Source organism: Pararhizobium sp. P1_E7 (assembly GCF_056405855.1).
This window is the reverse complement of record NZ_JBFUBH010000040.1, coordinates 1-25,532: the sequence shown is the minus strand read 5'-3', so window position 1 is coordinate 25,532 and position 25,532 is coordinate 1. Positions and strand designations below refer to the sequence as shown.

The following is a 25,532-nucleotide window of genomic DNA, read 5'->3' as shown; positions in this document are numbered from 1 at the left end:
GGGTGGACTTGCCGCAGCCCGAATGGCCGATGATCGAGACGAATTCGCCCTTGTTGATCGTCAGGTTGACACCCTTCAACACTTCGGCGCGCTGGCCGCCCCGGTCGAAATACTTGTCGATATGGTCGAGTTTCAAATAGGCGTTCATGATCGAGGTCCCTTAAGATGCGGAAGCGCCGCGGGTGACGATAGTGCCGAGAGCTGCGACCAGCTTGTCGAGGATGAAGCCGACGACGCCGATATAGGCGAGCGCGACGATGATGTCGGGCAGGCGCGACGAGTTCCACGCATCCCAGATGAAGAAGCCGATGCCGACGCCGCCGGTCAGCATTTCCGCCGCGACGATGGCGAGCCAGGACAGGCCGACGCCGATGCGAAGGCCGGTGAAGATGTAGGGCGCCGCCGATGGCAGCATGATCTTGAAGAAGAACTCAAGCTGGTTGAGACACAGCACCTTGGCGACGTTGCGATAGTCCTGCGGAATATTGCGCACACCGACGGCGGTGTTGATGATCACCGGCCAGATCGAGGTGATGAAGATCACGAAGATCGCCGAGGGATTGGAGTCCTGGAAAGCCGCCAGTGACAACGGCAGCCAGGCGAGCGGCGGCACGGTGCGCAGGATCTGGAAGATCGGATCAAGCCCGCGCATGGCCCAGACAGACTGGCCGATGACCGCGCCGATCAGGACGCCTGCGACTGCGGCGAGGCCAAAGCCGTAAGCAACGCGCTGCAGCGAGATCAGCACCCGCCAGCCAAGACCGATGTCCTGCGATCCGTAGTTGAAGAACGGATAGGCGATCAGGTCATAGCTTTCCTGCCAGACCTGTGTTGGCGGCGGCAAGGTCGCTCCCGCTCCCGAACAGAGAATCTGCCAGACCGCCAGAATGATGGCCATCACCACCAGCGGCGGCACGACGTTGCGGGCGATCGTGGCGGCGACCTGCTTTGGTTTCACCTTGGCGGAAGGCCTGCCTGAAAAGGCAAGCACGCTTGCGCTCGGTTTTGGCGTTGCTGCGGTCACGATTTTTTCCGTGCGGGCCGGTGCGGGCATGGAAGACTCCTGAAAAGAAGAGGAAAACCGGCGCAGGCAACCTGCGCCGAGGATGTTTTGGAGATCAGGACGCAGCCTTGATCGAGAGGCTGTCGAGATAGGCCGAGGGGTTTTCCGGATCGAAGACCTTGCCGTCGAAGAAGGTTTCCTTGCCGCGCGAGGTCGTGGCCGGAATGTCGGCTGCTGCGACACCGAGCTCGGCCGCGGCTGCACGCCAGATGTCCTCGCGGTTCACTTGATCGACCAGCGCCTTGATATCCGTGTCCGGCGCCAGTTTGCCCCAGCGGATGTTCTCGGCCATGAACCAGGTGTCGTGGCTTTTGTAGGGATAGGAAGCGCCGTTCGCCCAGAATTTCATGTAAAGGTCGGTGCCGTGGACGACCCGGCCGTTGCCGTAGTTGATGTCGCCCTTGAGGCGACCAACGACGTCCTTGGCCGGTACGTTGAACCATTGCCGCTTGCCGAGGATCGAAGCCATCTCCTCCTTGTTGTCCATGCTTTCGCACCACATCTGGGCTTCCATCACGGCCATCATCAGCGCCTTGGCGGCGTTCGGGTTCTTCTCGACCCAGTCGGCACGAAGCCCAAGGGCCTTTTCCGGGTGCCCCTTCCAGATTTCGCCGGTCGTTGTGGCGGTAAAGCCGATGCCCTGGTTGACCAGTTGCTCGTTCCACGGCTCGCCAACGCAGAAACAGTCCATGTTGCCGACCTTCATGTTCGCCACCATCTGCGGCGGCGGCACAACGATGGTCGAGACGTCCTTGTCCGGATTGATGCCGCCGGCGGCGAGCCAGTAGCGGAGCCACAGATCGTGGGTGCCGCCGGGGAAGGTCATGGCGGCCTTCACTTCCTTGCCTTCGGCCTTCTTCTTCTCGAAGGCAGCCTTCAGCTTGGACGCGTCAAGCTGGACGCCGGTATCGGCATATTCCATTGCAACCGAGATGCCCTGGCTGTCGGTGTTCAGCCGGGAAAGGATCGCCATCGGCACGGGGACGTTGTTCTGGGTGACCTTGCCGGTATGCATCAGATAGGGAAGCGGCGACAGGATATGGGCGCCGTCGATGCCGTTGGCTTCGCCGCCGAGCGCCAGATTGTCGCGTGTCGCGCCCCAGGAAGCCTGCTTGGCAACCTCGACATCGGGCATGCCATACTTCTCGAACAGGCCCTTTTCCTTGGCGATGATCAGCGGTGCGGCATCGGTCAATGCGATGAAACCAAGCTTGACGCCGGTTACTTCCGGGCCAGCCGTGGCGGCAAACGCGCCGGACGGGAAGGCCGTCCTGATCGCAGTGAACATTGCTGCGGTGGCGGTAGTCTTGAGAAGGCTGCGACGGGTGATGCCGTTGCTGAAAGTCATCTTCATGAACTGTTCCCTTATGAGTGGCCGATCGGAATTTGGGCAATAAAAAACGCCGCTCGGAGATTTGCGTCTTCGGGAAGGAAGAATCCCGGACTGCAAAACCCTTGCGACGTCGATGTCTTTTGCGAAGGCCTGTTTGGCTTCGGCTCGCTGCGATCGCCATTGACCGGAGCGATTTATGTCATGCAACCCCCGTGCCAGTTTTGAAAGAAAATATTAGAGCGTTGAAATTGAAGGTGTTTCTGCCGCCAGCTGCCAAGGGCGTATTTTTTAGTCGCCGATAGAAAGTGCCAAAAAATTCGGCGGTTGCTTTGGATTGACGGGCTGTCGGTGGGAAATTTTGTGCACCGCAAAATGCAAAGGTCAGATTTCGTCCGGCGCCACGCTGCCAAGCGTGCTGCTTTTGACCGGAAATCCGGCAAGATATTCGGCAATCCGCGCCGGGTCGAAAACCTGTCCGTCCATGAAACGGTCTGCGTCCGTGTTTCCTTCGACGCGGATATCGTCATCCAGCAGTGGCGCGGCGTTCGCTCCAAGCGCCAGCCGGTAGATATCGGGCCGATAGGCGGCGGCCGCCGCCGTCATGCCGGCGGACGAGAGATCGGCCTGGCCCCAGCGGATCATCTGGCTGTAGATCCATAGCGCCTGGCTCGGGCGCGGATAGTTGGCAAAGTCGGCATGGAACTTGAAATATCCATCAATGACACGCCGATTGCCGTAAGCGTCGAGATTAAACTCGCCGTCCAGCACGCGGCGGATAATATCGACCGGTGCTGCGAGATAGCGGCCGTCTGCCAGTGCTTCTGCCAGCGCGCCGCGATTGTCCGGCCGGTCGCACCAGCGTGCCGCCGCATCCAGCGCGACGATCAGCCGGGAAACGGTTTCCGGATGCGCCTCTGCCCAATCCGGCCGCATGCCGATCACTTTTTCCGGCGCCGAGGGCCAGATATCCTGCTTGGCGGCGACGATGCGGCCGACACCGCGCTCGGAGGCGATCATGTTCCAGGGCGCACCGACGCAGAATCCGTCGATGGCGCCGGCGGCAAGCGCATCCGAGGTCATCGGCGGTGGCACGACCACGAGCTTGACGTCAAGGTCCGGATCGATACCGCCTGCTGCCAGCCAATAGCGGAACTCGTAGTTGTGCGAGGAGAACGGATAGGTGACGCCCAATGTCGGCAGCGGCTCGCCGCGTGYCTTCATGCCGAGGATGATCCTTGCCAGCGCCCGCGCGTTTTCCAGCGCGCTTGCTGTTTCGGTCAGGGAGGCCTCTTGCCGCATGCGGGTATAAAGCCGCGTCGATAGCGTGATGGCGTTGCCGCCACGCCCGAGCGAAAAAGGCGTAATCGTCGGCGACGGGTTGGAGCCGAGCTCCAGCATCGAGGCGACCGGCATGGGCGACAACATATGGGCGATGTCGAACTGGCGGAAGGCAAGCCGGTCGCGCACATTGGCCCAGGAGACGTCCTTGACCAGATCGAGGGTCAGGCCCTCCTTGCGGGCAAAGCCGAATTCTTGCGCTGCGATCAGCACGGAAGCATCGACGAGCGGAATGAAGCCGGTTCGCAGGATACGCGAGCCCTCGCCGGCCAATCGCGCTGGCGCGGCAAGGCCGCTGTCGCCGCTTAAATCCGTGATCTTGGTCATCATGTTCACTCCAGTGCCTCCCACCGGAAGATGCCGGGCCAGGCCATCACATCAGCATTCCCGCCGCAGTGACGACGCTCTGGGCGATGTCCGACATCTTCTTCTTTTCGTTCATGGCCGTCTGGCGCAACAGCGCGAAGGCCTGTTCCTCGGAAAGGCCGCGCATCTTCATCAGGATGCCTTTGGCGCGCTCGACGACCTTGCGTTCCTCCAGTGCCGACTTGGCGTCGGCGAGTTCCCGTTGCAGCCGGCTGAAGGCGTTGAAACGGCTGACGGCCATGTCGAGAATGGGCTTGACCCGTTCTTTCTTCAGCCCATCGACGATGTAGGCCGACACGCCGGCATCGACCGCCGCTTCAATGGATGCGGTGTCCGATCGATCGACGAACATGGCGATCGGCCGGCCGACCGTGCGCGTCAGCTGGAACAGGTGCTCCATCATGTCGCGGTTCGGATTTTCCAGGTCGATGAAGATCACGTCCGGCTGCAGCGTCTCGATGATCCGGGCAATGCCGTTGACCTCGTGGACGACGGTAACCTTCGCGTGCCCGGCCTCGCGCAATCCTTCCTCGATGATGGAAGCGCGGATCGCGTTCTCATCGATGACAAGAATGGTGAGGTCCAGATAAGCCATAGCGCATACATGACGCAGCGCAGCAATTTGCGCAATAGAAAATAGCCTAAAATACTGGCATTTCATGTTTCGATGAAAAAATAGGCGAAGCCGGCCCTGGTCTGCTACGCCGGTTTCCTCCGGCATCCGGCATCTCTTCCTCTCTTTTCAGTCATTCAACTAATTGGTTGACTAATTCTGTTGGCGCATTTATATTCATCCATATGGTTGAATAAATCCCTTAAGCATGTCGCCTTTCGCAGTCCGGGATATCGGGCGCTGCGTGAGCATACGAGCGGCGGGCTGGGCCACCACCTGTCGGCAAACAAGGAGAAGACCTATGAATGCACATGCCGCACTCGAACCCGCCGCACTCGAGCCCTATGGCGTTCTGATCGCGCCGGGGACGTTGAAGATGGAGCGCCTTCTGCCGGGCCCGATCGAGCGGGTCTGGGCCTACCTGACTGAGAGCGATATGCGCCGTCAGTGGCTGGCGGCTGGCGATATGCCGATGAAGCTTAACTCATCCTTCGAGCTGGTCTGGCGCAACGACACCCTCTCCAATCCGCCGAGCCAGCGGCCTGAGGTTTTTTCAGAAGTGCTGCGAATGCAGAGCCGGATCGCCGAGCTCGACCCGCCCCGCCGGCTTGTCATCTCCTGGGGCGCCACCGGCTCCGTTTCGTTCGAACTCGAGCCCAAGGACAGGGAGGTGCTGCTCACCGTCATCCACCGGCGCCTGCCCGATCGCGCCGCCATTCTGATGTTCGGCGCCGGCTGGCACATGCATCTCGACACGCTGGTCGCCTGCGCCAACGGCCAGGAGCCGCAGCCGTTCTGGAATGGTTGGACCCGCCTGAAGAGCGACTATGACCGGCGCATGCCGGCCTGACGAAACCCGCGTGATTCAGCTCCGCTGGATGTGCCTGCGGGATTGATTACGCCTCAACGCAAGAAACGGAGACAGCCATGAACGATCACAATTTCACCACGCGCTTTACCGTGGACCAGACACCGGAGGCCGCCTTCGCGGCTATCAACAATGTCCGCGGATGGTGGTCTGAGGCCATTGACGGCCCAACCGATACGGCGGGCGGCGAGTTCGACTATCACTTTCAGGACGTCCACCGCTGCAAGATCAGGGTGACCGAACTGATCCCCGGCAAGAAAGTCGCCTGGCTGGTGCTGGATAATTATTTCAGCTTCACCGAAGACGAGACCGAATGGACGGGCACGAAGATCGTCTTCGATATCTCCAGAGCCGGTGAGAGGACGGAAATCCGCTTCACCCACGAGGGCCTGGTTCCCGATTACGAATGTTACGACGCCTGCTCAGAAGGATGGAGTACCTACATCAACGAAAGCCTGCGAGCCCTGATCGAGACCGGCAAAGGCGATCCCAATGTCGGCGATCCCATGACGACGAACGAACGCGCGCTGGCAGTCTAACAGTCCGATCCCGCCCGGCCGGCAGTAAGGATGTCCTTTGCGGCGGCCGGACATCGTCGTAGACTTCGCCGGGCCGCGGCAGGGCGGCCCGGCGACGGACGCATCAGCCTTTTTCAAAACAATCGGCCGGCAACACTGCTGGCAGAAGCATCTGATCATTGGAACGGAGACACGCAATGAACGTTTCTTCCTATCGCTGGGTCATTGTCGCTACCGGCGGCCTGCTCGGCTGCCTTGCCATCGGCGCGATGTTTTCCCTGCCGGTCTTTCTTCTGCCCATCGCGCGCGATACCGGCTGGTCGGTCACCGGCATATCCAGCGCGATGACCATTGGTTTCCTCGCCATGGCGCTGGCCAGCATGGTCTGGGGCTCTTTGTCGGACCGCTGGGGTCCGCGCGTCATCGTGCTGACGGGCTCCGTCATCCTTGCGGCAAGCCTTGCCATCGCCAGCCGGGCGACGTCGCTTGTCGAGTTCCAGCTGGTTTTCGGCCTTGTCGTCGGCGGCGCCACCGCCGCCATCTTCGCGCCGATGATGGCCTGCGTCACCGGCTGGTTCGATACCCATCGCAGCCTCGCCGTTTCCCTGGTTTCGGCCGGCATGGGCATGGCGCCGATGACCATGTCGCCGCTCGCCGCCTGGCTCGTCTCCGTCTATGACTGGCGAACCGCGATGCTCATCATTGCGGCCCTTGCCGCCGCCATCATGATCCCGGCGTCGTTTCTCGTCCGCAGCGCTCCGGCATCGGCCCATGAAGGCGCCGGAGCCTCAGGCGAGATGGACCCGCGGTCCGGCATGACCACGCGACAGGCACTGCGTTCGCCTCAGTTCATCGTCCTGATGCTCACCAATTTCTTTTGCTGCGCCACCCATTCGGGGCCGATCTTCCACACCGTCAGCTATGCCATCAGCTGCGGCATCCCGATGATCGCCGCCGTCTCGATCTATAGCGTCGAGGGACTGGCCGGCATGGGCGGCCGTGTTGCCTTCGGCCTGCTCGGAGACCGGTACGGCGCCAAGCGCATCCTCGTCATCGGCCTGCTCATCCAGGCGTTCGGCGCGCTCGCCTATGTTTTCGTGCGCGAACTCTCGGCCTTCTATGCCGTGGCGGCCCTGTTCGGCTTCATTTATGCCGGGGTCATGCCGCTCTATGCGGTGCTGGCGCGTGAAAATTTCCCGCAGCGGATGATGGGCACCGTCATCGGCGGAACGGCCATGGCCGGCAGCCTCGGCATGGCGACAGGCCCTGTAGCCGGCGGCCTGATCTACGACACCTTCGCCACCTATAGCTGGCTCTACATCGGCGCCTGGGGCATCGGTATCGGCGCGTTCCTGATCGCGATGACCTTCAGGCCGTTTGCAAAAACACAGCCCGCGCTGGCCCCGGCTTGATCCTGTTCAGGGCGATCTAGGCAGCCATCTCGTCCGACTGGAGTTTGTATACTATTTTATCCAGTTGCGATGTTCATTGTCGCGCTGTTGTACGGTATCCCGATCGCTGCAATGCGGGCGACCTCGAATTTCTGGCGAAGTTCATGTGACTCCCCTCCGTTCACCCCGAACGGTAGGCCGGAAGCCTTGTCGTCATGCCGTCTTTTATAAGAACGGCATCCTGATGATCAAAACTATCATCACATGATGCGCAAAAGCTATCACCGTTTGTATTCGATTTGTTGCAAAATAATTTTCATCATTGTACACAATTGCTGCGATCTGGAGGATCGCCGATTGATGGGTTTCTGCTGGAGGGTGGAGATTGCTGGAGATCGGGAACGTAAAAACAAGAGGGAGGGGACTATGAAAAATGGATTTCTGGCGATCTGCGCCGCCGCCACAGCGCTTCTGGCTGCCAGCGTCGCGCAGGCGGGAACGCTCGATACCGTAAAGGCGCGTGGGAAGCTGGTCTGCGGCGTTTCGCTCGCCACACCAGGATTTGCCGCGCCGGACGACAAGGGCCGGATGCAGGGCTTCGATGCCGACATCTGCCGCTCGGTTGCTGCCGCCGTTTTTGGCGATGGCGACAAGATCGAGTTCGTGCCGACCAATATCAATACCCGTTTTCAGGCGCTGCAATCGGGCGAGATCGACATGCTGTCGCGCCAGACCACGCAGACCTTTTCGCGCGAAGCCTCGCTCGGGCTCGATTTCGGTCCGAATGTCTTTTATGACGGCCAGGGTCTGATGGTCGCCAAGTCGCTTGGCGTTTCCAGCGCCAAGGAACTGACGGACGCTGCCATCTGCACGCTGCCCGGCACGACCACCGCGCAGAACCTCAGCGATTTCTTCCGCACGATCGGCGGCAAGTTCGAACTGGTGGTGTTCGAAAGCCCTGATGAAAACCGGGCGGCTTTTTTCGCTGGCCGTTGCGAAGCGATTTCATCCGACCGCTCTGACCTCGCGTCGATCCGCGCCGTGGCGAACAATCCGGACGACTACATCGTCCTTCCGGAAACGATCTCCAAGGAGCCGCTTGCACCTGCCGTCCGCCAGAACGATTCCAACTGGCGCGATATCATGTCCTGGTCCGTCTGGCTGCTGATGGCGGCGGAAGAAAAGGGCATCACCCAGGCCAATGTCGACGAAATGCTGAAAAGCCAGGATCCGGACATCCAGCGCATGCTCGGCGTGACCGACGAACTGGGTGCCATGCTCGGCCTCGACAACAAATGGGGCTACAACATCGTCAAGGCTGTGGGCAATTACGGCGAGATTTTCGAGCGCAATGTGGGTGAGAAAACGCGGCTTGGACTGACGCGTGGACCGAACGCGCAGTGGAATGCCGGCGGTCTGGTGTACGCACCGCCGTTCCGTTGAGCCTATCGCTCGCGCGCTCAGGCGCGCGAGCTTCCTCCCGTTCGGCAAGACAGCGGCGAGTTGTGATGAACATCCTGAATGATATGCGTTTCCGCGCCTTCTGCTATCAGATTGGCGCGATCGGTCTGGTTGCCTTTGCGGCATGGACCATGTTTGCCACCGCGAGCGACAATCTCGCAAAGCAGAATATTGCCACCGGTTTCGGCTTCCTGGCGCGTCAGGCCGGTTTCGTGATCAGCGAAACGGCGATCGCCTATCAGCCGACCGACAGCATCGCCCGGGCAATCCTGGTTGGTATCGTCAATACGGTAAAGGTCTCCTTGCTTGCGGCGATCCTGGGAACGCTTCTCGGGCTTCTTGTCGGCGTGGCGCGCATGTCACACAATCCACTGTTGGCGCGCCTGGCGCTTGCCTATGTGGAAGTGCTGCGCAACGTCCCTTTGCTGCTCTATCTGTTCCTCTGGTATTCGCTGATCATCCTGGTGTTTCCGCCGGTCAAACAGGCACTCAACGTCCTGCCGGGCGTCTTCCTTTCCAATAGCGGGCTGGTTCTTCCGGCGGTGTTCGTGGAAAGCGGAGCAACGATCCTCGCCTTGATCGTTTGTGCCGGCATTGCGAGTGCGATCCTGATCTGGCGCATCAGCCGGCAACGGCGGATCACTACCGGGCAATCCAATCACGGCGCCTTCATTGCATGTCTTGTGCTGCTGGTACCGCCACTCCTCCTCTGGGGGCTCGGTGGCGTGTCTTTCGGATGGGATATTCCGCAAGCCGGCAGGTTCCGGTTGACCGGCGGTCTGCACGTGCGGCCCGAATTCGTCGCCTTGCTCTTCGGCCTCCTTCTCAGCGTGTCAGCGAGTGTCGCGGAAATCGTTCGTGCCGGCATCCAGGCAATCGGGCCGGGACAGTGGGAAGCGGCGGCTGCACTTGGGCTTCATCGTTCACGCGTGATGCGGCTGGTCGTGCTGCCGCAGGCCTTGCGCCTGATCATTCCGCCCCTGACCAATACGTACCTGACCGTTTTCAAGAACAGTTCACTGGCAATTGCCATCGGCTATCCGGACCTGGTGATGGTGTCCAATACGGTCATGAACCAGACCGGGCAGGCGATAGAGACTATCGCCATTTTCATGGGTGTCTATCTCGGCCTGTCGATCGCCATTTCGCTGACGATGAACTGGTACAATGCGCGTGTCGCGCTGAAGGAGCGCTGATGGCCGAAACCCAGACCCTGGCCTTGCCGCTTGGCGCCGCCAAACCGCCTGCGCGCCGATCCGGATGGTTCAAGGCGTATTTCGGCACGCCGCTGAATTCCGCCATCAGCCTTGTTTCATTGGCCGCGATCTTTTTCCTGGGCAAACTGGCGTTCGGCTGGCTGGCCGTCGATGCCGTCTTTTCTGGTGACGCTGCAACCTGCAAGGCAAGCAGCGGTGCCTGCTGGYCGTTTCTTGCCGAAAAACTTCGTTACATGATTTTCGGCTTCTATCCATTCGAGGAACAATGGCGGCCGCTTTTGGCGCTATCGCTGTTTCTGGCGAGCTGCCTGGTCTCGATGATGCCGCGCTTCTGGAGCCGGGCATTGCTATATGCCTGGCTGCTTCTGGTTCTGCCCGCCCTGTATACCCTGATGGCGGGTGGGGTCTTCGGCTTGGCGCCGGTTCCAACATCGAGTTGGGGCGGCTTGCCGCTGTCGTTCATGCTTTCCTTTATCGGGCTGGTCTGCGCCCTGCCTCTCGGCATCGGCCTTGCGCTTGCCCGTGCCTCGAGCCTGCCGGCCATCCGCATTCTTTCGGTTGGCTTCATTGAGATCGTGCGGGGGGTGCCGTTGATCAGCATCCTGTTCATGGCGACGGTGATGCTGCCTCTGTTCATGCCTGAGGGCGTGACGATCGATAAGCTCCTGCGCGCGCAGGTCGCCATCATCATCTTCGCCGCCGCCTATATTGCCGAAATCGTCCGCGGCGGCCTGCAGGATGTTCCCGAGGGCCAGTTCGAGGCGGGCTATTCCCTCGGCCTGTCCTATTGGCAGGTGATGCGAAAAATCGTCCTGCCGCAGGCGCTGAAGAAAGTCATACCGCCCATGGTCGGGCTGTTCATCGGCTTCTTCCAGGACACGACGCTGGTCACCATTGTCGGCCTGCTCGATTTTCTCGATACCGTGCGCTCGGCGCTTCGCGATCCCGAGTGGCAGGGCATTGCCGTTCTCGAAGGCTACGTTTTCGCCGCCGCCGTCTATTTCGCCTTCAGTGCCCTGATGGGCATGTACAGCCGCTTTCTCGAGCGTCATTTCAGGGTCACCCATGGCTAGCGATATTCATGTCGTCCGCAATGCAAGCACGATCGTCGGCTATGACGAGAACCGGCAGGGGCACGCCTATCTTTCCGATGGCGACATCGCCTTCGACGCCAGTGGTTTCATCCATGTCGGCGGCCGGTATGACGGTGCGTTCATGCACGAGATATCCGGCAAGGACAGGATGGTATTGCCCGGTTTCGTCAACGTGCATTGCCATTCCGGGGAAGAGCCGATCTCCAAGAGCCTGTTCGAAGATGAGGGCACCGCYGCTCTGTGGGGCAACGCGCTTTATGAATATTCAAACCTGATCGAGATCAGTGACAGCGCGGTCGAAGCATCTTTGACGGTGATGCTGGGGGATCTGATGCGCAGCGGCGTCACGACCCTTGTTGATATTGCCGGCCCGCATGACGCGTGGCTGCCGACCTTGGCAAGGAGCGGCGCGCGCGCCTATGTCGCGCCCGGCTTCAGGGAGGCCGCCTGGCATGTCGAAGACAGCCGCCGCCTCGATCTCGTCTGGGACAAGGGCAGGGGATACGAGGCTTTCACCCGCGCGCTCGAGGTTGTCGATACGGCGCGCGCCCATCCATCCGGCAGGCTCGGCGGCATAGTCTCTCCCTCACAGGTCGAGACCTGCTCCGCCGGCCTTTTGCAGGCGGCAGCAGAGGCTGCCCGAAACAGGAACGCGCCCATCACCGTGCATGCGGCGCAGACCATGGCCGAGCATGAGGAACTGATGCGCCGGACGGGTCTGACGGCGGTCCAGTATCTGGAAGAGCTGGGGGTGCTGGGCGAAGACCTGATCATCGGCCATTGCATCTTCGTTGACAGTCATTCCTGGACGCGGCAGCGGACCGATATCGATCTTGGCCTGCTCGCCGAGCGCGGCGCTACGGTCGCGCACTGCCCGGTCACCTTCTCGCGCAGTGGCATGGTGTTGCAATCGCTTGGCCGCTACCGCCGCCGTGGCGTCAATGTGGCGCTTGGAACCGACAGCTATCCTTTCAACATGCTGGAGGAAATGCGCCAGGCGATGATCTGCGCCCGCATCGCCGGCCGCTCGGTCTTCGATGTCGGCACAGCCGACGTGTTCGAAGCAGCCACGCTTTCCGGGGCTCGGGCACTTGGCCGCCGCGACATCGGCCGGGTGGCGCTCGGCGCCAAGGCAGATTTCCTGCTGGTCGATCTCAAGCACGCTGCGATGCAGCCGGTCTACGACCCCTTGCGCAACCTGCTGCACTGCGCAGCCGAACGGGCCATCGACGCGGTCTATGTGGATGGCCGTCCGGTGGTAGAAGGCGGCAAGCCGGTTCATCTCGATTACGACGGCGCTCTTGCCGAACTGCAAGAGGCGCAGGATTTTGCGGTCAGGCGCCTGCAAGCCAATGATCCTGCCGGGCGACCGAACAGCGTATTGGCAAAACGGTCGCTCCCGGCCATCTGAGAATTTCCGGGGCAAAGTTCAAAGAACCAAGATGGACTGATCAATACGGCCGCGCATACGGCCGCGCCCCGATATCGGCCTGAACCGTCGGCTCGACGGCACCGGTCGAAAGGGGACGATAGAACCCGTTGTGTATGAGCAGCAGCGCGGTGAAAAAGAACGCTGTGATCATCAAAAGCAAAACATCACGGGCGGTCATGGCCGGTCACCAGCAATGCTGATCGCCGGAATTGTCAGGCCAGGGGGTAGACTGTTGTCGTCCATCGCCGTTCTCCTTTGCGGCGATAACACGATGGAGCGAAGAAAGTTCCGTGCACATCCGCATCGTGCAAACCGATGACGATCGGGGGCGGCACCAGGCAGAAGCGGAGGACTACTTCGGTATCGAAGACGTGATTTCGCCAGACACGCCATCCCCCGGCACGACATTTGCATCCGGCGTGCCATAACGGGTCATCGCAAAGTTCAGCGTCAACATTGCCACGACAGTGAATGCGATGACGGCGAGCGTAATTCCTTTGTCGGTTGTCATATCCCAATCCCTTCGCGAGCAGCTGCAACGCTTTGAAAACTGGGATCAGGCTATTGTGCGGCGCGGAAACTGCTGTTCCACCAGTAACGCGCATCATGGTAAATGCCTAGTTAAGGTGGCCCGCCGCTACTCGATATGGGCAAGCGCCGACCCGGCATTCACATAGGCGCCCTCTGCAGCCTTGATCCGCACTCGGCCGGACCGGGCGGAGAGAATCTGCGTTTCCATCTTCATTGCCTCCATGACGGCGATCAGGTCTCCTTCTTCGACGGCATCGCCATCGTTGCATTTCCATGCTTGCAGCGTACCGGAAATGGGGGCCGTCACAGTGGAGGCGTCCTCCGGCTTCTCCGCGTTCGCCCGATTGGCGGTCTGGGCTTTCAGTCCGCCAAGGCCGGCAAGCAGGGAGGCCGGGATGCCAAGCGCATGGCGCTTCCCGTCGATCTCGACATGGGTGCGGATGAGCGATGTATCGGCGGCCGGATCGGGCCGGGCTTCTGTCTGCAGGCGGTCGGCGAAGTCGGTTTCGATCCAGCGCGTATGAACCTTGAACCCGTCCTTCCCGATAAAATCAGCGGCCTCCGTCGCGGCGCGGTGGAAAGGCAGGACCGTTGCCACGCCTTCGATCTTGAACTCCTTGAGCGCCCGGCGGGCGCGGGTCAGTGCCTGTTCGCGGGTGGCACCGGTGACGATCAGCTTGGCCATCAGGGAATCGAACGTACCGGGAATGGTCGAACCGGAGACGACCCCGCTGTCAAGGCGGATGCCGGGGCCAGACGGGGCTTCGAATAGGGTAATGGTGCCCGGCGTCGGCAGGAATCCGCGGCCGGGATCCTCGGCATTGATGCGGAATTCGATCGAGTGGCCACGCGGGGTCGGCGTGTCGGTGACCAAGAGCGGCAGGCCGTCGGCGATGCGGAATTGTTCGATGACCAGGTCGATGCCGGTTGTCTCTTCGGTGACGGGATGCTCGACCTGCAGGCGGGTATTGACCTCAAGGAACGAGATCGTGCCGTCGACGCCGAGCAGGAACTCGACCGTTCCAGCACCGGAATAGCCGGCGGCGGCGCAAATGCGCTTGGCTGCGTCATGGATTTCATGCCGCTGGGCTTCGGAAAGGAAAGGTGCTGGCGCCTCCTCGACGAGCTTCTGGTTGCGGCGCTGAAGCGAGCAGTCGCGGGTGCCGAGCACCAGCACATTGCCGTGTTTGTCTGCCAGAACCTGTGCCTCGATATGGCGCGGCCGGTCGAGGAAGCGTTCGAGGAAACATTCGCCACGGCCGAAAGCGGCCTTTGCCTCGCGCACGGCCGACTCGTAGAGATCGGCCACGTCCTCCATCTTCCAGGCGACCTTCAGGCCGCGGCCGCCGCCGCCATGGGCCGCCTTGATCGCAACCGGCAGGCCGTGCTGTTCGGCAAAGGCCACGACTTCCGCTGAGGTCTCGACCGGGCCGTCGCTGCCGGCAACCAGAGGGGCGCCGACACTGGTCGCGATCCGCCGCGCCTGAACCTTGTCACCGAGGGCTTCGATGACATGCGGATCGGGGCCGATCCAGATCAGGCCGGCATCGATGACGGCGCGGGCGAATTCCGCTCGCTCCGACAGGAAGCCATAGCCCGGATGCACGGCGTCGGCGCCGCAGCGCCTGGCGATGGCGATCAGCTTTTCGATATCGAGATAGGTTTCCGCCGGCCGGCTGCCGGATAGCCCATAGGCTTCGTCGGCCAGCTGGACGAACAGTGCGTCCATATCCGGATCGGCATAGACCGCAACCGAGCCGATGCCGTAATCGCGGCAGGCGCGGATGATGCGGACGGCGATTTCGCCACGATTGGCAATCAGCACTTTTTTCATGGGGTCTATCCTCATTGTCTTTCGTCGGCCGGGCGTGGCGGTCTCAGGCTCTGGTTGGCTTGATATCGGCAAACGCCGTCACGGGCCGGAAACGGATCTTTGCATTGACGGGGATCTGCCCGGCGAGATCGAGATGATACTCGGCGACGGTGCCGATCACCGGATAGCCGCCGGTCAGCGGATGGTCGGCGAGAAACAGCACCGGCTGGCCGCTATGCGGCACCTGGATGGCGCCGGTCGCCGTGCCTTCGCTCGGCAGTTCCGCCTTGTCCTTGCGCTCGAGCGGCACGTCGCCGGAAAGACGGATGCCAACGCGGTTGGACTGCGGCGTCATCTGCCAGAGCTGCCCGGACAGCGTTGCGATACCGGCCTTCGTAAACCAGTCGCTGCGCGGCCCCATCACCACGTCAAGCGTGACCGTATCGCCGGATGCCGGATGATCGAAGGCTGGGGCCTCGGTGAGCGAGACGGGTGTCAGACCCTTCGTTTCGGGCTCGATGGTCAGTACAGTGCCGGTCGATACGGGATCTGGACCGACGACCGCCAGAGTATCGGTGGAGGCACTGCCGAGCACAGGCTTGACGGCAAAACCGCCACGCAGGGCGAGATAGCTGCGCATGCCCTTGGGCGCATGACCGAGGGTGACGACATCGCCGGGTTCCAGCGAGATCGGCTGGTAGGTTTCTGCCGTCTGCACGCGACCCGATACATCGCGCACCTCGATAGGACAGGGCGCGCCAGTGATGCCGAGGACTGCGCGGCCGGCCATTTCGAAGGAGAAACCGCCCAGGGTGATTTCGAGGCAGGGGAAATTCACGGGATTGCCGACGACGCGGTTAGCGGCCTTCAAGGCGCCGCGATCGAGTGCGCCGGAGGCCGAGACGCCCTGACCGGTCTGGCCGAACCGCCCGAGATCCTGAAACAGCGCCGGCATCGGGGCCGAAAGAATTTTCAGTGTCACGGCATCCGGGGCTGCATCGGCGGCCTGGACCTCAGAACGGATCGCGGTGCCTTGAACAACGGCCACGCCCTTCTTCGCCAGATCGAAGAAACGCACCCGGTAACCCGGCTGGAAGAGTGCCGGCGGATCGCGTGAGAGGTCCCACATTCTTTCCGGCGTCGTGCCGATAATCTGCCAACCGCCGGGACTTGCCTGCGGATAGACGCCGGAAAAGGCACCGGCCAGCGCGACGGAGCCGGCTGGTATCTTTGTGCGCGGGCTCTGGCGGCGTGGCACCTGCAGGGCCGGATCGCCACCGACGAGATAGCCGAAGCCGGGCGCAAACCCACAGAAGGCGACGGTGAATTCGCTCCCGGTGTGGCGGCGTATGACCTCCTCGACCGGCAGGCCGGTGAGGTCTGCCACGTCGCCCAGATCCTCGCCGTCATAACGGACGGGGATTTCGATACATTTGTCCGATGGCGCGATGCGGGCGGAGAGGTCGCGGGTCGTGATTGCGCCGGCAAGCCGTTCAGCCGTCAGCTTTTCCGGCCGGAAACGGATCATCAGGGTGCGGGCGGCAGGCACCATGTCTTCGACGCCGTCGACCGGGTCGGCTTCGAGCGAGGCAAACAGCGCCAGTGTCTCGTCGAGATCGGCAAGTTCGACAAGCATGACTGTCAGGCTGACGGGCAGGAAACGCATCGGAACCTCAGGCGTGATAAGCGGAATCGGGAATATCGGTGATGAACATATGACCGGGTGCATGGGTAATGGCAAAAGGCACACCGGACGCCATCACGGCCGCCTGCGGGGTGACGCCGCAGGCCCAGAAGACGGGGATTTCGCCGGGCTCGATGCGCACCGGATCGCCAAAATCGGGTTTGGAGAGATCCTTGATACCGATGTCCTCTGGCGCGCCGATATGCACGGGCGCTCCGTGCACCGCCGGAAAACGTCCGGAAATCGTCGCCGCATCGGCTACGCGCGAGGCGGGGATCGGCCGCATGGATACCACCATATTGCCGTGCAGACGCCCGGCCGGGCGGCATGGCCTGTCGGTCAGATACATCGGCACGTTGGACTTGTCGGTGATGTGGCGGATCTCGATGCCGGCTTCCGCCATCGGCGTCTCGAAGGTGAAGCTGCAGCCGATCAGAAAGCTGACGAGATCGGGATGCTCAGTCCAGGCGGCACGCGCATCCGTCGTCTCCTCGGCCAGCTTGCCATCGCGCCAGATGCGGTAGAGCGGCAGGTCGGTGCGCAGATCGGCGCCAGGGGCAAGCAAAGTGGCGTGCGAGCCGGGATCGGACACATCAAGGACCGGGCAGGCCTTTGGATTGCGCTGCGCATAGAGCAGGAAATCGAAGGCCCAGTCGCGCGGCAAAACGATCATGTTGGCCTGGGTAAAGCCGGGGGCGACGCCGGATGTCGGTTCGACGCTGCCGGAGCGGTAGCGTTCGCGGGCGATGCGCGCCTGTTCGGTATTCACATGGCGCAGATGGTCTATCGCGGTCATTGCATTCCTCCCAGAATGTCCGTCAGGCCGGCAGAAACGACCGGACGGTGATGCCGTCGGCCTCGAAGGCGCGGCGGATTTCCTGCGCGATGGCAACGGCACCCGGGCTGTCGCCGTGCACGCATATCGATTGCGCATCGATGCTGATGGTCGAGCCGTCTATGGCCTCCAGGGTCCCTTGGCGGGCAAGCTGCAGCATGCGGCGGGCGATGAGTTGTGGATCGTGCAGCACGGCGCCCGGTTCGCGGCGCGAAACGAGTTGTCCGTCCGGCGTATAGGCGCGGTCGGCAAAGGCTTCGGCGACGGTCTTGAGGCCCGACGCCTGGGCAAGCTTGAGGATCGGGGCATTGGCAAGGCCCATCAGCACCAGCGAGGGGTCGATCGCCTTGATGGCGTCGATCACCGCCTGTCCCTGTTTGGGGTCATGGGCGATGCGGTTATAGAGCGCGCCATGCGGCTTGACATAACCGACGGTCACTCCGGCGGCGGCCGCCATGCCTTTCAGCGCGCCGATCTGGTAGATGACGTCGGCGACGAGTTCGCCGCGCGTCACATCCATGTCGCGCCGGCCGAAGCCGACGCGATCGGGATAGGACACATGCGCTCCGATCGAAACGCCTTTCTCAGCGGCCGCCTCGACCGTCTTCCAGATGCCGGCAGGGTCGCCGGCATGGAAACCGCAGGCGACATTGGCGCTGGAAACGATGCCGAGCATCGTTTCGTCGTCGCCCATGCGCCAGGCGCCATAGCTTTCACCRAGATCGCTGTTCAGATCGATGGCAGTCATGTTTGTTCTCCTCAGGCAGCCGAGAGCAGGGCGAAGATCGGGCCGATCGACTTGTAGCCCATGTACCAGGTGAGTACGCATGTCAGTACGCCCAGCACCAGCAGCCAGCGCGGATAGCGATACCCGCCCAACAGATCCGAGCGGGCCCAGACCGCATACATGAAGATCGACAGGCCGACCGGCAGGACGAGGCCGTTCAATCCGCCCACGAAGACCAGCATGGCGGCCGGCGGGGTGGTTATCAGCATGTAGGCGACCAGCGACACGGCAATGAAGCCGACGGTGGCGAAGTTGCGCTGCCGCTCCGTCATATCCTTTTTGAACGCGGTCAGGAAGGAGACCGAGGTGTAGGCGGCGCCGATGATGCTGGTCATCGCCGAGGCCAGGAAGACGGCGCCGAACAGGCGGAGGCCGATATCGCCTGCCGCAGCATGAAACGCCTGGCCGGCCGGATTTGCCGCCTTGCCCGACAGGTCGATAACGACGCCGCTGGCAACGACACCGAGCACGGCAAGGAACAGAATGTAGCGAAGCACGCCGGTAATCGCGATACCGCTCAATGCTGCCCTGTTCACGGCGGCCAGATTTTCAACGCCCACCGTGCCCTTGTCCAGCAGGCGATGCGCCCCGGCATAGGTAATGTAACCGCCAACGGTGCCGCCGACGATGGTGGTGATCGTTGCGAAGTCGATGACATCGGGCAGGACGGTCTGGCGCAGGGCTTCGGCGATGGGCGGGCCCGATACGATTGTGGCGTAGAGAATGAGAGCGAGCTTGATGAAGGCTGCCACATAGACCACGCGATCCATGGCCACGCCGGCACGCCGCGACAGGAAGATGCCGATCGCCGCCAGCGCGCCGATCAGGCCGCCGATCTTCGGGTCGAGGTCAATCATTGCGTTGAAGCCGAGGCCGGCTCCGCCGATATTGCCGATATTGAAGAACAGTCCGCCAATGATGACGAGGACGGCGAGGAGATAGCCGGAGCCGGGTATCGCCGCATTGGCGATATCGGAGGCACGCATGCGGGTGATGGTAACGATCCGCCAGATGTTTGCCTGGACAATGAAGTCAATCACGATCGAAACGAGAATGCCGAAGGCAAAGGCAGCGCCGAGCTTGACGGTGAATGTGGCGGTCTGGGTGATGAAGCCGGGACCGACGGCAGACATCGACATCAGGAAAATGGCGGCCATCAGCGCCGAACGGCGCGACTTGACCGACATGCCGGACGTCGGCGGTGCCTCGCGGCCGGGTGAGATAGCTGATTGTTCCATGATCCCTCTCCTTGATCTGCGGGCGCCCTCCAATTCCTCGGGTTGGCCCACATCAATCTTACTGACAGCCGCAACCTTGCCGCATTTCACAATTCTGTCAATATTGTTCAACGATTATTATTTTATCGTTCCATCATATTGTTGAAATGTTGAGCTTTTCATATTTACCCTCAAAATCAAACTGGTCTCTTTGGTGTGCTCTGCGGCTTCTTTTTGCCTTGCGGCCGATCTGGTCTTGTCCCGAGTATAGCAAAGCTGGATGGCGGAGACCCAAGGCGGCAGTCGCATGGCAGGTCGCGGAAGCACGCGATGATCGCTCCCAGCCGCATGATTGGCGCAGACCCCATTTCCAAGCGGCAAAAACCACGATATCGGTCAGCCACGAGGTGCTTTTCGCTTCGAATGAAGGACATGTATGACTGAGCAGGACACGACATCCGCACTCGCGCCCCGCTTGGCGGAAGCGATCCGCAACAAGCTGATCGCTGGCGAACTCAAGCCCGGCCATCGCCTGTCGGAAGTCAGGTTGAGTGCCGATCTGCAGGTTTCCCGCAATTCTCTGCGCGAAGCATTCCGGCTTTTGACCAAGGAAGGCCTGCTGCGTCACGAGCCAAATCGCGGCGTCTTCGTCGCCACCCCCAGCATGGCCTCGATCATCGATATCTACCGCGTGCGCCGCATCGTCGAGTGCCGGGCGGTGGCGCAGGCCTATCCGAAGCACCCCGCGGTCAGCCGTATGCGCGCCGCTGTCGAAGAGGCGCGCGCCGCCGGTGCCAGGCGCGATTGGGGAACGGTCGGCAGCGCCAATATGGTCTTCCATGCCGCAATCGTTGATCTCGCCGACAGCGAGCGGCTCAACACGTTCTATCGTCAGATTGCCGCGGAACTGCGCTTGAGTTTCGGGCTTCTTGACAGTCCCGAACTTCTGCACGCGCCCTATATCGAGCTGAACGCCGCGATTGTCGAAAAGCTTGACGCCGGCGAGACGCAGGAAGCCGCCGCCGCGCTGGAGGCCTATCTTCTCCAATCGGAGCGCACCGTCCTTGCGGCCTTCTCGCGCATTCCCGATAAGCGGAAATCCTGAGCCGCGCCTCTGTTCCGAAATCGATCACACTTGTTCCAGAACGGGATCGCTTGTCTGCCTATTAACGCAGCTTGATGGTTTTGTCCGCCTGATCGCAATCCGTCATGGGGGGATGAGACAGCCTGCTTTAGCTTGGGTGGGCTGCGGCATCTGCCTCGTTTTCTGATGCCGCTGTTATCAGCAGGACGACAGGAGATGATCATGCGCAAAACCGTTTTGAACGCCCTTGGGCAACCCTTGTTCTACAGCGACAGTTCGACCGGGTTTTTCTCCGCGACCGGCTCCGGTCCGACGCTCAAGGGAACGGCGGGCAATGATTCCATGTGGGGCGATAGTGCCGTCAATGTCACGATGATCGGCGGCACGGGCGACGATATCTACTACCTCTACTCGGCGATCAACCGCGCCCAGGAGGCGGCAGGCCAGGGCATCGACACGATCAGCACCTGGATGAGCTACACCCTGCCGGAAAATTTCGAAAACCTGACGGTCACCGGCAATCTGCGCTACGCTTTCGGAAACGCAGCCGACAACATCATCAAGGGGGCCTCCGGCCGGCAGACATTGGACGGCCGGGGCGGCAATGATGTGCTCATCGGCGGTACCGGTGCAGATACCTTCATTTTCACCAAGGGTAATGGCAGCGATCTCATCACCGATTTCGACAGCACCGATATTGTCCGGCTGAACGGCTATTCGTTGACATCCTTTGAAAAGGTTCTCGATAACGCAACGCAGGAAGGGGCGCATCTGAGGCTCGATCTCGGTGGCGGCGAAAGCCTGGTGTTTGCCGATACGACCGCAGCCGAGCTGAATGCCGGCCAGTTCGAATTGAGCCTCGACCGCTCCGCCCTGACGCAGACATTCGGCGACAATTTCAACTCGCTTCGGCTGATGGGCGGGACGGATGGCGTCTGGGAGGCAAAATACTGGTGGGCGCCCGAGAAGGGTGCGACGCTATCGGGCAACGGCGAGCTTCAATGGTATGTCAATCCGCGCTATGCGCCGACATCCGCCAGCAATCCGTTTACGATCAGCAACGGCGTGTTGACGATCACGGCGGAGAAAACGCCCGACGCGATCAGTGCGCAGGTCGAGGGGTACGATTACACCTCCGGCATGCTGACGACGCATGCATCCTTTTCGCAGACCTATGGCTATTTCGAAATCCGCGCCGACATGCCGGAAGACCAAGGCGTGTGGCCTGCTTTCTGGCTGCTTCCGGAAGACGGCTCCTGGCCGCCGGAACTGGATGTCGTGGAAATGCGAGGTCAGGATCCCAATACCGTGCATGTGACGGTTCACTCGAACGAAACCGGGCAGCAGACGTCCGTTTCCTCCGCCGTCAGCGTCTCCGGTACGGCAGGTTTTCATACCTACGGTGTCCTGTGGCAGGAGGATGAGATCGTCTGGTATATCGATGATGTCGCCGTCGCGCGCGCTGACACGCCGTCCGACATGCACGAACCGATGTATATGCTGGTCAACCTCGCCGTTGGCGGTATCGCCGGCGCGCCGGCGGACGGACTTCCCGACGGTTCGGAAATGAAGATCGACTATATCCGCGCCTATACGCTGGACGATCTTGCCTGACCTCAGCGCCGGAAGCGCTTCAACGCAGTAGGCCTGCCTCGGTCATTCTTCGGGCTCGGAACCTGCTGCTTTGAAGCGCTCTTCGAATTCGCGTCTCAGGCTGCGCCTGACCTCGGCCGCGCGCTCGCGACGCTTGGCGACACCGGTCTTTGGCCTATAGGCGGGTACATTGGTGGGGCGGCCCTCGGCGTCGACGGCAACCATGGTGAAATAGCAGGAATTGGTATGCCGCCGCTCGCCGGTGCGGATGGTCTCCGCTTCGACCCGGATACCGACCTCCATCGACGTCCGGCCGGCATAATTGATCGAAGCGCGAAACGTAACGAGTTCGCCCACATGGATCGGCTGGCGGAAGACCACCTGATCGACCGACAGGGTCACTGCATACTCCTGCGAGTAACGCGAGGCACAGGAAAAGGCGACGCGGTCGAGAAGATTGAGCAGCGCCCCGCCATGGACCTTGCCACTGAAATTGGCCATGTCGGGCGTCATCAGGACGACCATCTCGAGTTGGCTCGTGTCATGACCGGTTTCCAATGCGCACTCCCGCTCGTATTTTCCCAAATTCGCTTCGATTATCTACAACGATCCGGCACTGTTCAAGCCGGCTCCATTTCGGACGCACGATCATGCACACGGCTGATGGAGCACCCGTCACATGCTGCTGAAAAGATTGCGCCTATTCGACGTCGCCAGGGGCGGTCACCGATGCTCGCCGGACATATTTGTCCTACTCGGCCATCAGGCCGTCAAAGACCTCAAGCATCGCATCGGCGATGGCCTTGCCAAGGGCGGAGCCATTCTCCTTGAGGGCGTCTTCGTCCATATCGCGGGCAGCCAGCGCCAGGGCCGCACCCTCGGCCATGACGATTTCCTGTGCCCGCTGAATTGCCCAAAGGGCAAAATCGCTACGGCCATTGATTTCCACGGTATCCATCTGCACATCCATTGTTGCCATCTTGTCGGGCCTTCCAATAGCAGGGGAAGGCCGCCTTGGAAAACACGCTTGCAATATCTGGCGCGCRCTCCAGATTGGTGTCACAGGAATTGAGGGAGACGGTCGTGACGGATGAAGCCAAAGCGGCGCTGGTTCGCATCACCGGGCGTGTCCAGGGCGTCGGTTTTCGGTTCTGGACGCGCGGTCAAGCGCAAAGGCTTGGCCTGACAGGCTGGGTTCGCAATGAATCCGATGGATCCGTGACGGCTTTGATCTGCGGGCCTGCTGCAGCCGTGACGACGCTGCTGGAACGCTGCTGGAGCGGCCCTCCCGGTGCATCTGTCGCCAATATCGAGACGGAATCAGCTCTCGTTGACGAGGTTCCCCCAGGGTTTCGCATCACGAAATAAAGCCTGTGGAACCCGGGAACAAGTGGCCTCAGGGCATTGCTTTGATTGAATTTCCCAATCCTGCACCGAGCTCAGGCCAAGGCTTGAAAGCCGGATCACCTAGCGCGTGCAGCAATATTTACTTGTCGATGACGCGATGCAGCAATAGAAGGAGATCGTATTTTTTGCGGTCAGTAATAAAACGGGGAACGAAAAACACACACGTCCGACCATGAACAACAGGAGACTTCCATGTCCATTGCAGTCAATAATTTCAACGATCTTGGCTTCGGCGCAATTCCTAGCGGAACTGTAGCATCCCGGGTCAAGGCCTATCGTGAATCGGCCGGTTACAGCATAGAAGACCTTGCCGTGACATGCGGGCTGGCGAACTCCGAGATTTCCGCTGTCGAAGATGGCAGCGATGCCGATCCGGCCAAGTTGAGAAGGATTGCAGCGGCGCTCCAGGTTCCCGTTTCGGCCCTGCTGGAAACCGAAGTTTAAGCCTATGACCGGTCCCGCCGGTTGTGATGGGCGGGATCAGACGAGCCTCCAAGGCCGATCCGGGCGGGTTGCATTTTCAGTAACCGCCCGCACCTTTCCCCAACTGAAAGCCTAAACGGCCCTCCTGCCTGCAGCTCCAAGCTCTGTGCAGTTTTCGACAGTCGTCCACCCGGAGCAGTACGCCGTGTTATGCGTGCTGCTCAGCCGGCTTGATAGCCCGGATTGCGTACCGATGCTGCGTCGCGCGGGCCATCCCTTTCAGGACATTCCAGTGCTTGGCCTGAGTGCGGTGGATCTCGTCAAGGTCGGTGTCGATGACGATGTTTTCGAACCCGGCGGCAGCCAACAGACCAGCAACGGCTTCGGCGCGAGCGCCTTGCGAGAAATAGACCCGCGAAAGGATGCTGCGGTGGGTCTCCATCATGCCGGGCGGGGCGTGAAGAGGATCGCCTTTCAACAGCCCGTAGCGCTGCCCCCAGCCGGCAAGCTTCATCAGCGCGCGTTCGACCAAGGTCGAGCTGACGAAATCGCCGTCGATCACCAGCAATGTCCCGCCGGGTTTCAGCACCCGCAGCCATTCGGCAAAGGCGTTTTCCGGGTCCACCAGCGTCCAGACCAGATGCCGGTTGATGATCGCGTCATAGTGATCGTCCGGTTCCATGGTGTTCTCCGCGTCGCCGATGCGGAAGGTGATGTTGCGGGTGCGGATTTTCGCCTTGTTGCGGGCGCGCTCCAGCATCGGTTCGGCCCAGTCGAGCCCGGTAACCTTGAAGCCGAGGTCATCCATCAGATGCGAGATAACGCCGGTGCCGCTCGCCAGATCCAAGGCCGAGCGCCCGTCACCCCTGCCAAGATGCTTGACGACCAGCCGATGCCAGGCGGCGCGCTCTTCCTCGGAGAAAATCTCGTGTCCCGGCGATTGGTCGAAGGTTGCCGCGCGCGCTGACCAATAGGCCTTGATCTCGTCGCGCAGGTCATAGTTCGAGAGACGGGACGTGTCGGTCATTGGGGCTGCCTTGGATTGATGTGTGGGCTTTCGATTTCTGGAAAGCTTCTAAAAGATAAAACTTGACTGTCAATATCATGATAACTACGAAACGCGCAGTTCCCCGATGGAGTAGAAAACGATGGGTATGTTCGGCAAGGCGGCCTTGGTCGCCGTGGGTCTCTGCGCGCTTTTTTCCAGCACCGCGCTGGCCGGTGAAAAGGTCGTCATCAAGGACATAACGGGGCGCGACGTCGAAGTCAGCGTCCCGGTCGAGAATGTCATTCTCGGCGAAGGGCGTCAGATCTATTTCGTTGCCGCGCTGGACCGGGATGCACCGTTCAAACGCGTAGTCGGCTGGCGGGATGACCTGTCCAAGGCTGATCCGGAAAGCTATGCCGCTTATCTCGCCAAATATCCGGAAATGGCAAAGCTGCCGACTTTCGGCGGCATGAAGG

At 61.2% G+C, this 25,532-nt stretch carries 26 protein-coding genes and 1 pseudogene; 12 read left to right on the top strand and 15 right to left on the bottom strand.

Translation table 11 applies throughout. The features are described 5' to 3' along the window. The 5 genes from AC1D17_RS22290 to AC1D17_RS22270 all read right to left on the bottom strand — a co-directional run. On the bottom strand, positions 1-148 hold a 148-nt coding region (locus AC1D17_RS22290; RefSeq protein ID WP_477567492.1), incomplete at its 3' end, for an ATP-binding cassette domain-containing protein. A 12-nt stretch (positions 149-160) separates the two neighbouring features. Beyond that, positions 161-1,054 (bottom strand): nitrate ABC transporter permease, encoded by an 894-nt coding sequence (gene ntrB / locus AC1D17_RS22285; protein WP_477567491.1) that lies wholly within the window; start codon positions 1,052-1,054, stop codon positions 161-163. Positions 1,055-1,118: 64 nt separating this feature from the next. Beyond that, positions 1,119-2,417: a CmpA/NrtA family ABC transporter substrate-binding protein gene (locus tag AC1D17_RS22280; protein WP_477567490.1), complete on the bottom strand. Its 1,299-nt coding sequence runs from the start codon at positions 2,415-2,417 to the stop codon at positions 1,119-1,121. 360 nt (positions 2,418-2,777) lie between these two features. Then, positions 2,778-4,070 carry a CmpA/NrtA family ABC transporter substrate-binding protein gene (locus AC1D17_RS22275; protein ID WP_477567489.1) on the bottom strand — a complete coding sequence of 431 codons (1,293 nt, stop codon included), beginning with the start codon at positions 4,068-4,070 and terminating at the stop codon, positions 2,778-2,780. 37 nt (positions 4,071-4,107) lie between these two features. Continuing rightward, positions 4,108-4,695: an ANTAR domain-containing response regulator gene (locus tag AC1D17_RS22270; protein ID WP_264222432.1), complete on the bottom strand. Its 588-nt coding sequence runs from the start codon at positions 4,693-4,695 to the stop codon at positions 4,108-4,110. 319 nt (positions 4,696-5,014) lie between these two features. On the opposite strand from AC1D17_RS22270, the gene AC1D17_RS22265 reads away from it, so the two are divergent. The 7 genes from AC1D17_RS22265 to AC1D17_RS22235 all read left to right on the top strand — a co-directional run bounded on the left by AC1D17_RS22265 (position 5,015) and on the right by AC1D17_RS22235 (position 12,673). Further along, a complete protein-coding gene (locus tag AC1D17_RS22265) occupies positions 5,015-5,563 on the top strand; it encodes an SRPBCC family protein (protein WP_477567488.1) in 549 nt (182 codons plus the stop codon). 77 nt (positions 5,564-5,640) lie between these two features. Next, positions 5,641-6,120 (top strand): SRPBCC family protein, encoded by a 480-nt coding sequence (locus AC1D17_RS22260; RefSeq protein WP_477567487.1) that lies wholly within the window; start codon positions 5,641-5,643, stop codon positions 6,118-6,120. A 176-nt stretch (positions 6,121-6,296) separates the two neighbouring features. Then, positions 6,297-7,511, top strand: coding sequence for an MFS transporter (locus tag AC1D17_RS22255; RefSeq protein WP_477567486.1), 1,215 nt, complete (start codon positions 6,297-6,299; stop codon positions 7,509-7,511). Between the two features lie 405 nt (positions 7,512-7,916). Next, the gene (locus tag AC1D17_RS22250; RefSeq protein ID WP_477567485.1) at positions 7,917-8,933 is read left to right on the top strand and encodes an amino acid ABC transporter substrate-binding protein; all 1,017 of its coding nucleotides are present in this window, start codon (positions 7,917-7,919) and stop codon (positions 8,931-8,933) included. Between the two features lie 65 nt (positions 8,934-8,998). Further along, complete coding sequence (locus AC1D17_RS22245; protein ID WP_477567484.1) at positions 8,999-10,147, top strand: amino acid ABC transporter permease; 1,149 nt, start codon at positions 8,999-9,001, stop codon at positions 10,145-10,147. Beyond that, positions 10,147-11,241: an amino acid ABC transporter permease gene (locus AC1D17_RS22240; protein WP_477567483.1), complete on the top strand. Its 1,095-nt coding sequence runs from the start codon at positions 10,147-10,149 to the stop codon at positions 11,239-11,241. The genes AC1D17_RS22245 and AC1D17_RS22240 overlap by 1 nt, the downstream gene beginning before the upstream one ends. Beyond that, the gene (locus tag AC1D17_RS22235; RefSeq protein WP_477567482.1) at positions 11,234-12,673 is read left to right on the top strand and encodes an amidohydrolase family protein; all 1,440 of its coding nucleotides are present in this window, start codon (positions 11,234-11,236) and stop codon (positions 12,671-12,673) included. The genes AC1D17_RS22240 and AC1D17_RS22235 overlap by 8 nt, the downstream gene beginning before the upstream one ends. A 40-nt stretch (positions 12,674-12,713) precedes the next feature. Here AC1D17_RS22235 and AC1D17_RS22230 read toward each other — a convergent pair whose 3' ends face one another. The 7 genes from AC1D17_RS22230 to AC1D17_RS22200 form a co-directional block, all read right to left on the bottom strand. Next, positions 12,714-12,872: a hypothetical protein gene (locus tag AC1D17_RS22230; protein WP_477567481.1), complete on the bottom strand. Its 159-nt coding sequence runs from the start codon at positions 12,870-12,872 to the stop codon at positions 12,714-12,716. A 174-nt stretch (positions 12,873-13,046) separates the two neighbouring features. Further along, a complete protein-coding gene (locus tag AC1D17_RS22225; protein ID WP_477567480.1) occupies positions 13,047-13,205 on the bottom strand; it encodes a hypothetical protein in 159 nt (52 codons plus the stop codon). A 126-nt stretch (positions 13,206-13,331) separates the two neighbouring features. Further along, a complete protein-coding gene (locus AC1D17_RS22220; protein ID WP_477567479.1) occupies positions 13,332-15,059 on the bottom strand; it encodes an acetyl/propionyl/methylcrotonyl-CoA carboxylase subunit alpha in 1,728 nt (575 codons plus the stop codon). Positions 15,060-15,102: 43 nt separating this feature from the next. After that, entirely contained in the window at positions 15,103-16,704 is a 1,602-nt protein-coding gene (locus tag AC1D17_RS22215; RefSeq protein WP_477567478.1) for a 5-oxoprolinase subunit B/C family protein, read from the bottom strand. A 7-nt stretch (positions 16,705-16,711) separates the two neighbouring features. Next, positions 16,712-17,518: a putative hydro-lyase gene (locus AC1D17_RS22210; protein WP_477567477.1), complete on the bottom strand. Its 807-nt coding sequence runs from the start codon at positions 17,516-17,518 to the stop codon at positions 16,712-16,714. A 22-nt stretch (positions 17,519-17,540) separates the two neighbouring features. Next, positions 17,541-18,305: a LamB/YcsF family protein gene (locus AC1D17_RS22205; RefSeq protein ID WP_477567476.1), complete on the bottom strand. Its 765-nt coding sequence runs from the start codon at positions 18,303-18,305 to the stop codon at positions 17,541-17,543. Positions 18,306-18,316: 11 nt separating this feature from the next. Beyond that, the gene (locus AC1D17_RS22200) at positions 18,317-19,582 is read right to left on the bottom strand and encodes an NRAMP family divalent metal transporter (RefSeq protein ID WP_477567475.1); all 1,266 of its coding nucleotides are present in this window, start codon (positions 19,580-19,582) and stop codon (positions 18,317-18,319) included. Between the two features lie 415 nt (positions 19,583-19,997). On the opposite strand from AC1D17_RS22200, the gene AC1D17_RS22195 reads away from it, so the two are divergent. Together AC1D17_RS22195 and eglC are read left to right on the top strand one after the other, a co-directional pair. Beyond that, positions 19,998-20,666, top strand: coding sequence for a GntR family transcriptional regulator (locus AC1D17_RS22195; RefSeq protein ID WP_477567474.1), 669 nt, complete (start codon positions 19,998-20,000; stop codon positions 20,664-20,666). Between the two features lie 201 nt (positions 20,667-20,867). Beyond that, positions 20,868-22,259, top strand: coding sequence for an endo-1,3-1,4-beta-glycanase EglC (gene eglC, locus AC1D17_RS22190; RefSeq protein WP_477567473.1), 1,392 nt, complete (start codon positions 20,868-20,870; stop codon positions 22,257-22,259). Positions 22,260-22,301: 42 nt separating this feature from the next. On the opposite strand, the gene AC1D17_RS22185 is transcribed toward eglC, so the two are convergent. Both AC1D17_RS22185 and AC1D17_RS22180 read right to left on the bottom strand, forming a co-directional pair. After that, a complete protein-coding gene (locus AC1D17_RS22185; protein WP_264222505.1) occupies positions 22,302-22,763 on the bottom strand; it encodes an acyl-CoA thioesterase in 462 nt (153 codons plus the stop codon). 226 nt (positions 22,764-22,989) lie between these two features. Next, a complete protein-coding gene (locus AC1D17_RS22180; protein WP_477567472.1) occupies positions 22,990-23,196 on the bottom strand; it encodes a hypothetical protein in 207 nt (68 codons plus the stop codon). A gap of 125 nt (positions 23,197-23,321) precedes the next feature. Between AC1D17_RS22180 and AC1D17_RS22175 the strand changes: the two genes are divergently transcribed. Continuing rightward, positions 23,322-23,606 carry an acylphosphatase gene (locus tag AC1D17_RS22175; protein ID WP_477567471.1) on the top strand — a complete coding sequence of 95 codons (285 nt, stop codon included), beginning with the start codon at positions 23,322-23,324 and terminating at the stop codon, positions 23,604-23,606. A gap of 231 nt (positions 23,607-23,837) precedes the next feature. Next, positions 23,838-24,089 (top strand): helix-turn-helix domain-containing protein, encoded by a 252-nt coding sequence (locus tag AC1D17_RS22170; RefSeq protein WP_477567470.1) that lies wholly within the window; start codon positions 23,838-23,840, stop codon positions 24,087-24,089. A gap of 187 nt (positions 24,090-24,276) precedes the next feature. On the opposite strand, the gene AC1D17_RS22165 is transcribed toward AC1D17_RS22170, so the two are convergent. Further along, positions 24,277-25,095, bottom strand: a complete 819-nt coding sequence (locus AC1D17_RS22165) for a class I SAM-dependent methyltransferase (RefSeq protein WP_477567469.1) — start codon at positions 25,093-25,095, stop codon at positions 24,277-24,279. A gap of 121 nt (positions 25,096-25,216) precedes the next feature. Between AC1D17_RS22165 and AC1D17_RS22160 the strand changes: the two are divergent. Then, positions 25,217-25,532: pseudogene (locus AC1D17_RS22160) on the top strand (ABC transporter substrate-binding protein); the annotation flags it as partial.

Coding starts and splice junctions, on each gene's coding strand:
- ntrB (WP_477567491.1), bottom strand. CDS start 1,054: ATGCCCGCACCGGCCCGCACGGAAAAAATCGTGACCGCAGCAACGCCA.
- AC1D17_RS22280 (WP_477567490.1), bottom strand. CDS start 2,417: ATGAAGATGACTTTCAGCAACGGCATCACCCGTCGCAGCCTTCTCAAG.
- AC1D17_RS22270 (WP_264222432.1), bottom strand. CDS start 4,695: ATGGCTTATCTGGACCTCACCATTCTTGTCATCGATGAGAACGCGATC.
- AC1D17_RS22265 (WP_477567488.1), top strand. CDS start 5,015: ATGAATGCACATGCCGCACTCGAACCCGCCGCACTCGAGCCCTATGGC.
- AC1D17_RS22260 (WP_477567487.1), top strand. CDS start 5,641: ATGAACGATCACAATTTCACCACGCGCTTTACCGTGGACCAGACACCG.
- AC1D17_RS22255 (WP_477567486.1), top strand. CDS start 6,297: ATGAACGTTTCTTCCTATCGCTGGGTCATTGTCGCTACCGGCGGCCTG.
- AC1D17_RS22250 (WP_477567485.1), top strand. CDS start 7,917: ATGAAAAATGGATTTCTGGCGATCTGCGCCGCCGCCACAGCGCTTCTG.
- AC1D17_RS22245 (WP_477567484.1), top strand. CDS start 8,999: ATGAACATCCTGAATGATATGCGTTTCCGCGCCTTCTGCTATCAGATT.
- AC1D17_RS22230 (WP_477567481.1), bottom strand. CDS start 12,872: ATGACCGCCCGTGATGTTTTGCTTTTGATGATCACAGCGTTCTTTTTC.
- AC1D17_RS22225 (WP_477567480.1), bottom strand. CDS start 13,205: ATGACAACCGACAAAGGAATTACGCTCGCCGTCATCGCATTCACTGTC.
- AC1D17_RS22220 (WP_477567479.1), bottom strand. CDS start 15,059: ATGAAAAAAGTGCTGATTGCCAATCGTGGCGAAATCGCCGTCCGCATC.
- AC1D17_RS22215 (WP_477567478.1), bottom strand. CDS start 16,704: ATGCGTTTCCTGCCCGTCAGCCTGACAGTCATGCTTGTCGAACTTGCC.
- AC1D17_RS22210 (WP_477567477.1), bottom strand. CDS start 17,518: ATGACCGCGATAGACCATCTGCGCCATGTGAATACCGAACAGGCGCGC.
- AC1D17_RS22200 (WP_477567475.1), bottom strand. CDS start 19,582: ATGGAACAATCAGCTATCTCACCCGGCCGCGAGGCACCGCCGACGTCC.
- AC1D17_RS22195 (WP_477567474.1), top strand. CDS start 19,998: ATGACTGAGCAGGACACGACATCCGCACTCGCGCCCCGCTTGGCGGAA.
- eglC (WP_477567473.1), top strand. CDS start 20,868: ATGCGCAAAACCGTTTTGAACGCCCTTGGGCAACCCTTGTTCTACAGC.
- AC1D17_RS22185 (WP_264222505.1), bottom strand. CDS start 22,763: ATGGTCGTCCTGATGACGCCCGACATGGCCAATTTCAGTGGCAAGGTC.
- AC1D17_RS22180 (WP_477567472.1), bottom strand. CDS start 23,196: ATGGATACCGTGGAAATCAATGGCCGTAGCGATTTTGCCCTTTGGGCA.
- AC1D17_RS22170 (WP_477567470.1), top strand. CDS start 23,838: ATGTCCATTGCAGTCAATAATTTCAACGATCTTGGCTTCGGCGCAATT.
- AC1D17_RS22165 (WP_477567469.1), bottom strand. CDS start 25,095: ATGACCGACACGTCCCGTCTCTCGAACTATGACCTGCGCGACGAGATC.